Origin of the sequence: Mesorhizobium sp. M7A.F.Ca.US.006.04.2.1 (assembly GCF_004022915.1) — a bacterium.
GTDB classification, from domain to species: domain Bacteria; phylum Pseudomonadota; class Alphaproteobacteria; order Rhizobiales; family Rhizobiaceae; genus Mesorhizobium; species Mesorhizobium ciceri.
The window spans coordinates 1-7,144 of record NZ_RZQA01000274.1 but is presented as its reverse complement, the minus strand read 5'-3'; the positions used below and the strand labels follow the sequence as shown (position 1 = coordinate 7,144).

The window sequence follows — 7,144 nt, the reverse complement described above, 5'->3', positions numbered from 1 at the left end:
TTTTGGGTTTGAGGATCGCCGACGCTTCCGTCATGCCATTTTGCCCTCGGGCGAACACAAACATTCCGACGATTATGGTGGCTGAGAAATTGGCCGACACAACCTTGAGAGACGGCAGACGGAGCTAGGCCAGGCGGCATGTACATTCTGCCGGAGCGCTGCCGCAATGTGGTGTTCACCGAGCCGCTTGCTAAGTTCACCGAAGCCCTGCTCATGCCGAATGGCAATCCCAAAAGACCAGCACTCCTTTGACGATATTCGTGATAAGGGCCTAACGCTGGTCACCACCGCCGGTTCCGACACGGTCACGACCGCCAAAGACGCGGGCATTCCGGAGGATCGTGTCATGCAGGTCGCCGGCCAGGCCGAATTCTTGCAGGCAGTGAAGGTCGGCCGCGCGGCGGCGGGGTCGCTAAACTACTTCACGGTAAGGAGCTCGCTGACAAGGTCGACAGCGTTGAAATGGCAGATCCGTTCACCCCGCCGGCTGGGAAGGCCGGCTACCCAAGTCTCGCCTTCCTGCCCAATCAGCAGGCGGTCGATGCCTTCAACGAGGTATTGAATACTTATATCGGCTCCGACCAAATGATGCAGTCGGTCAAAATACGGCTACACCAAAATCAATCTGCCGGACGGCACCAAGACCGGCGACCTGTGCAAGGGTTGAAATCTTGCGGGGAATGCCACCCATGCACCTAAAAGGCTCCCGGCCGCAGTGGCTGGGCGACGACAGAGCAAAGTGACAAGACGCGAGGCTCCGGGGTGCCGATTTCCGGTATTCAGACGAGATAGTTCGGCAACGTGGCATGTGAGGCTGCTACGCTCAGGAGTGAGCAATGGCAGTCCATCTCGCATGTCGCAATGCCGACCTGATGCCCCTCCTTTTGCCGAGGAACCGATGATCACCAAGCATCGCGTATCGGTTGATGGTGTCGAGACATCGTACTGCGAGAACGGAGCTGGTAGGCCGATTGTTTTCCTGCAGGGGGCGGGCTTCCGTGCAGAGGCTAAGAGTTCCTTTGTTCGGCAGCTGAACGGGCTATCCGATCAATTTACGGTAGTAGCGATTGATCAACTCCATTTTGGGGGAACGGATTATCCTGCTGACTGCAAATACATTAACCGGCTCGGTCGTGTGAATCATGTAATTAGCTTCCTCCAACAACTGGGTTTGAAGCAGATCACGCTAGTCGGCCATTCAGAAGGATCATTCGTCGACGCGCGGGTCGCGATCGTGCGTCCCGATCTTGTTTCTAAGCTTGTCCTGCTGACCGCTAACTCCGTGTCGCCGGCGTTCGGAGATGACCGTGACGAAGCTTGGCTGGAGGCCTGCCGGCAGGCTTACGGCTGTTCCGGCCCGATGCCGAGCGAAGAGGAATACATCACCGCACGGCGGAAAAGCTGCCGCGCCCACGGGCAGGATGTGGAATGCGCCGAGCGAGAAGCCTATCGGCGGGCCGCGGCTCGGGGACAATGGGAGATCTGGCAGAGATTGCCGGAAGACGAGACAAACCTGCATCGTTATCCACTGCTGCAGCAGAAGTATATCTTCCCCTACCTTGATCAGCTTCAGGCCCAGACGTTGATCATCTGGTCCAAGAACGACCCTACCGCGACGCCGGAGCAAGGGATCAACCTGGCGAAGCTGATCAGGAATTCAGATTTCCATCTGCTCAATAATGCCGGCGATTCCGTCCAGGTTGATCCGGAGCGAAGCCGTGAACAGACTCATCCGTCAATGGCACGAATGATCAACTGTGACGGGAACAATGCTCGGGCCAGCGTCTCCGAGGCGAATCTCTCAGCGGCGTGTCGCATACGACGAACTTGTGCCCTGCCATGGCAACAAGGGCATAGCCCAGGCGGTGGCGCCCATCCAACCGGGCAGGGCAGGAGTCATGCAAGACGTGGTGTGCCTCAGTTGGCCATACCACAGCTCGCGATTGTTCACTTCCAACGAACCACGGGGATGACGGAAATGTGCGTATGCACCCAAAAATCACCGAATTTCTGCGAATAACTTGCATTTCTCGCACAAAGCACCACAGCTGCGCTGCTACGCTCACGAAGCATGCACAAGTGGCGTAGCAAAGGATCGACTGGAGGAATCTATACCTAAGTGGGGACCCTGCAGCTCACACGATGATGGGAACCGCCGGACTACAAGCTCAACAAATGATGCAATGGTCTTTTCCCGAGGCATATCGGGAGACCATCGGCGATGCGAAAACGGAGGACTAACCAGTGGTCAAGTGGAAACTCGACGAATGCTTTAAGGCTGCAATCTTGAAGAGGATTGCCGCGCTCGGCCTGGCGGCGATGACAATCTCGTCCTTTGCCGGTTCGGCCTCGGCGGAGTCGCTGCTCGATAAGATTAAGAACGGAGAAACGATCCGTCTTGGCTTCACCAATGAGCCTCCCAGTGCCTATCCTGGTGCGAACAACGAGCCGCTTGGCCTGGTCAATGTGATGACACTGGACGTTCTGAGAAAGATGGGAACGACCAAAATCGAGCCGGTCGTAACCGATTGGGGTTCCCTTGTCCCGGGCCTCCAGGCTGGTCGCTTTGACATCATCACGGGCGGCATGTGGATTAAGCCGGAGCGGTGCCGCAACGTCCTGTTCAGCGAACCGATCGCATCGAGCAATGATTCGATGATCGTGCCGAAGGGCAATCCGGAAGCGCTGCATTCCCTCCATGACGCTCAGAAGAAGGGGCTTACCCTGGCCATCATGACGGGTACCACCGCAGTCGAGCAGGCGAAGAAATTAGGTTTCCCTGACGACAAGGTTATGCAGGTCGCCGGACCGCCCGAGGTCGTACAGGCTGTAAAGGCCGGCCGCGCCGCTGCCGGCTCGCTCTATAGTCTGAACGCGACGACTCTTGCCGAGCAGGATCCCAGCATTGAGGTGGCTGACCCGTATACCCCGCCGGGACCGAATGAACATCCCGCCATAGCCTTCCCGCTCAGCGAACAGGCTGCGGTAGACGCGTTCAATGCTGTGTTGAAAGACTATATTGGCTCTGACGAAATGATGGCCGCGGTCGGCAAATATGGTTACACCAAACGCGATCTCCCGGATGGCAGCAAGACCGCTGATCTTTGCAAGGGCTGAAGCTATGCGTCTGACCGCTCCCCGGCCCTTGGCCGGTAGGCGGTCAGTGGGGAGGGCATATGAGTAAGGTCGATCTCAGCTTTATCTTTGCCGTGCTCACCAAGGGCGTCATGACTACGGTCATCGTCACTCTTGGCGCCTGCGTCGTAGCGATCGTCCTTGGGCTTTTCGTGGGCCTGACCCGAGTCTCTCCCCGTCGGCAGTTGCGCTGGTTCAGTATCGCCTACATCGAATTCTTCCGCGGGACGTCCATGCTGGTTCAGCTCTACTGGTGGTTCTTTGTATTGCCGATTTTCGGTATTTTCCTGTCGCCGTGGACTGTCGGAATTTTGGGGATCGGAATGAATGCCTCTGGCTACGCAGCCGAGTATGTCCGCGCCGCCATTCAGGCCGTTGATAGGGGCCAGTATGAGGCATCTACAGCGCTCAATTTTTCGCGGCTCACCATGATGCGGCGTATTATCCTCCCACAGGCAATGCGCGCCATGCTGCCGACCTGGGGTAACATGCTCATCGATGTGCTTAAGGGTAGCTCGCTCGTCTTCTTCATCACCATTCCCGAATTTACTAGCGCCGCCAAGCAGGCGGCCGACGCAACTGGCGATTATATGCTGTTCTTTGCGGTTGCACTATTCGGTTATTACATCATCGCGCGCGCCCTCATCACTCCTTTCGTGCGCTGGCTGGAACGCCGCGTCTCGCGCGGTTTCGTTCGGGAGCAGGTGGCTTGAAGATCTGGGATTGGTCTTACGTATGGGAGGCTTTCCCATATCTCTATCAGGGAGCGATCGTCACCATTGAGGCTACGCTGCTCGGGTTTGCGATCGCGCTGATATTGGGTCTTGTCTTCGCGATGATTCGCCAGTCGCCAAACCGCTACGTCTCGACCACCATGGCGGAGATCGTGGAGTTTATCCGTTCAACGCCCTTGCTGCTGCAGTTGTTCTTTGTCTATTTCGTTGGTCCGCAGATCGGAATCTTCATTCCTGCCTGGACGGCGGGAGTTGGCGTGCTGGGGATCCACTATGCAGCCTATTGTTCCGAAGTCTTCCGCGGCGGCATCGAGAATGTGGATGGCGGCCAGTGGGAGGCCTGTACGGCACTAAACCTTTCGCGAACGCGGACCTGGCGAACAATCATTCTGCCGCAGGCGATCCCGCCCATGGTGCCAGCTCTGGGCAATTACTTCATCGGCATGTTCAAGGACACGCCGGTCCTGGCGGCAATCTCGATCTTCGAGATGCTGCAGCAGGCGAAAAATTTCGGGGGCAATAACTATCGATACATAGAAGCGATCACTATGTGCGGCTTCTTCTACTACGTGTTCAGCTTGGTTGCTTCCGCTATCGTGCAGTCGGTCCGCGTCTGGCTCAACCGCCGCTACCATCTGCAATAGGGAGGCCTTATACTATGAGCGAATTTGTGCTTCGCTTCGAGGACGATCTCACGAAGCGCCCTAGGGCATCAGCCAGGCGGGACGAGCTTGACCTCGATATCAGGCGCAGCGAAAAAGTCATGAACGAACCCATAGTTCGCTTCGAGAACGTCACAAAGCGCTACGGCGCGTTGACGGTGCTGGACGAACTCAATCTCGAGATCGCACGCAACGAGAAGGTGTCCATCATTGGTCCGTCCGGCTCGGGCAAGACCACCGTTCTGCGCATGCTGATGACGCTTGAGCACATCAACGGGGGGGTGATATGGGTCGACGGTGAACCGTTGACGCATACGCAGAAGAACGGCCAAATAGTGCCGGCGAGCGAGCGTCATCTCCGTCGCGTGCGTGCCAAGATCGGTATGGTGTTCCAGCACTTTAACCTGTTCCCGCATATGACTGCTCTGCAGAACTGCATGGAGGCGCCGATCTCCGTCCTTGGGCTCTCGAAGAAGGAGGCGGAGGCCCGAGCGGCAGAGCTGCTCGACTTGGTGGGCCTCGGCGACAAGAAGAACCATTTCCCGATCCAGCTTTCCGGGGGCCAGAAGCAACGCGTGGCGATCGCTCGGGCGTTGGCCATGCGGCCCAAGGTGATGCTGTTTGACGAGGTGACATCAGCGCTTGACCCGGAACTGGTTGGAGAGGTGCTCAACGTCATCCGCAAGCTCAGCGCCGAACATGACCTCACAATGCTGATGGTCACGCACCAGATGGGCTTTGCCAAGGAGTTCTCCGATCGCGTGTGCTTCTTTTCTGGCGGTAAGATTGTCGAGCAAGGCCCGCCCAGCCAGCTTTTAGGCAATCCGCAAAACGAGCGAACGCAGCAGTTTCTCAATGCGGTGCTGGAGACGAGGTGAGTTGCGGGTTGTGCCGCTAGTTGAGTTATCCCGTGGGTGGCTTCCGGGCAGGAACTGGTCCGTTCGGAGCAGGCTGCCCTGCGACGAACCTACGCGCGGTTTTTCAGGGCCGGGTTGATGTCGAGGTTACTGCCCCAGTTCATTCAGGACTGCATAACTAGGATCGTCCGGTCCAAGCCCCAGATTGGTCGAGTTAGGTAAATAGCGCTGCCCGTTCGGCAGTTGCGAGCTTGAAGATCTGATGTGCGTTCAATCTGCCATTCAGGGCATCTGGGCTCTGGAAAGTGCCCTAACACGATTGTCTGACGGCGGACGCAAACCCGGTATCCTACAGGCCCGGGGAGGGTCGCACAAGCGTTCTGCGGTTTCCCAGTTTTTACGGCTTTCATGCGAATGCACCAAAACAATGCCGACTTACTGCGCCTGGAAAGGCATGTTTCTCTGAAACAGCCGTTTCGACGCTGTTAAATTCGTGCATTCAGAGAGAACCTGTATCGCGCAGGTGATGGGCATTTGCTGCCGAAATCACCATCTTAGCTGCTTCCAGAAGAAGGATGCTTCCGTGACAACTCAACAAAGGGCCCTCGGAATTATTGGGCTGGAGATCGGACTTCCGCCTCGTGAATTTCCGCCACCGCAACCGGAGTCGGTCTTCAACCCGGCAACTTTCGACTTCCCAATTATAATAGAGACCGCGGCCGGGGCTTTGGAGGAGAGGGTCATTCCCGGTGATGCTTCTCTCGAGCCGGCCTACATTGCAGCTGCCAGGCGGTTGGTCGAGCGCGGAGCAGTCGCGATAACCGGGGACTGCGGGTTCAGTATCCGGTACCAGGCTGCAGTGGCCGCGTCTGTCGAAGTCCCGGTGGCCATGTCGAGCCTGCTACTGGCGCCCACGCTACTCCGGCAGCTTCCAGCTGACGCAAAGCTCGCCGTTGTGGCCGCAGACTCAAGACACTGCGGCAAAGAGCTGCTGGGCATAGATTCATCCGCAGAGGCAAGAGTAGTCATCGGCGGCATTGAAGGTGACGCGTGGCCGGCTGGTGTTGTTGAAATGGAGTCGGAGGTTGCAGCCTGTGTCGCGCGACTTGGCGCCGCACATCCGGGGATTGCCGCCCTCCTATTTGAATGTACATTGTTCCCGATGGTGACGTCAGCAATCCGTCGTAGGACAGGACTGCCCATCTATGACGCCGCGACCCTTTATCGGATGACATTCGCGTCCGTGGCTTGACCGCTTGGAGGCCACTATCCCAAAATATGAGCTCATGTCTGGTATGAGTTGCGGCTCGTTATTGTAACACACGTCCGCATCTTGTCGAATACTCTGTCGAGACTGGATCCTCGATTTCCGAGGTCAGGACGCGGTGCCTGAGATGCAGGTTGGATTTTTGGAACTCGTGCTGGTCGACCGTGATCCAGACGCTAAGCGGCGACCGACTTCGGCCGGAGTTGAAGCAGGGCGATCAAGGGCCACAAAAATCACTTCAGCCACCTGAGCAGGAGGGAGAAGTTGTATCCGGCGGCGGCCAGGACGGCGTTGAGGGCGTCGCCCTGCTGGCCGGCGAGGTAGTTGCGGCCCATGCGGTGTTCGTTCTTGATGTGGCCGATATGACGCTTGCCAGCGTGTGGCCGTCATAGGGATTGCCGGGCAGCGCTTTTGCATGCAGGGCGAACTGGCCGCCCTTGGAGCGCTTCAGCGTGGTGGCCACCGACACCTTCACACCGAACTCGTAGG

The 7,144-nt window shown here is 57.5% G+C and carries 7 protein-coding genes and 1 pseudogene; 7 read left to right on the top strand and 1 reads right to left on the bottom strand.

Features of this window, described 5'->3' with window-relative positions:
* From EN925_RS16340 to EN925_RS40135, 7 genes are all read left to right on the top strand, one after another.
* A partial coding sequence (locus tag EN925_RS16340) for a GMC oxidoreductase (protein WP_144289770.1) occupies positions 1–128 on the top strand: 128 nt, incomplete at its 5' end.
* Positions 129–898: 770 nt separating this feature from the next.
* Positions 899–2,020 carry an alpha/beta hydrolase gene (locus EN925_RS16330; protein ID WP_063169347.1) on the top strand — a complete coding sequence of 374 codons (1,122 nt, stop codon included), beginning with the start codon at positions 899–901 and terminating at the stop codon, positions 2,018–2,020.
* Between the two features lie 224 nt (positions 2,021–2,244).
* Positions 2,245–3,117, top strand: a complete 873-nt coding sequence (gene ehuB / locus EN925_RS16325; RefSeq protein ID WP_082826582.1) for an ectoine/hydroxyectoine ABC transporter substrate-binding protein EhuB — start codon at positions 2,245–2,247, stop codon at positions 3,115–3,117.
* 59 nt (positions 3,118–3,176) lie between these two features.
* Positions 3,177–3,848 (top strand): ectoine/hydroxyectoine ABC transporter permease subunit EhuC, encoded by a 672-nt coding sequence (ehuC, locus tag EN925_RS16320; RefSeq protein ID WP_063169346.1) that lies wholly within the window; start codon positions 3,177–3,179, stop codon positions 3,846–3,848.
* Positions 3,845–4,513, top strand: coding sequence for an ectoine/hydroxyectoine ABC transporter permease subunit EhuD (ehuD, locus tag EN925_RS16315; RefSeq protein WP_063169345.1), 669 nt, complete (start codon positions 3,845–3,847; stop codon positions 4,511–4,513). The genes ehuC and ehuD overlap by 4 nt, the downstream gene beginning before the upstream one ends.
* 119 nt (positions 4,514–4,632) lie before the next feature.
* Positions 4,633–5,409 carry an ectoine/hydroxyectoine ABC transporter ATP-binding protein EhuA gene (gene ehuA, locus EN925_RS16310; protein ID WP_063170381.1) on the top strand — a complete coding sequence of 259 codons (777 nt, stop codon included), beginning with the start codon at positions 4,633–4,635 and terminating at the stop codon, positions 5,407–5,409.
* A 562-nt stretch (positions 5,410–5,971) separates the two neighbouring features.
* Positions 5,972–6,640, top strand: a complete 669-nt coding sequence (locus EN925_RS40135; RefSeq protein WP_176477193.1) for a hypothetical protein — start codon at positions 5,972–5,974, stop codon at positions 6,638–6,640.
* Between the two features lie 248 nt (positions 6,641–6,888).
* On the opposite strand, the pseudogene EN925_RS16300 reads toward EN925_RS40135, so the two are convergent.
* A pseudogene (locus tag EN925_RS16300) lies at positions 6,889–7,144 on the bottom strand (IS5/IS1182 family transposase); the annotation flags it as partial.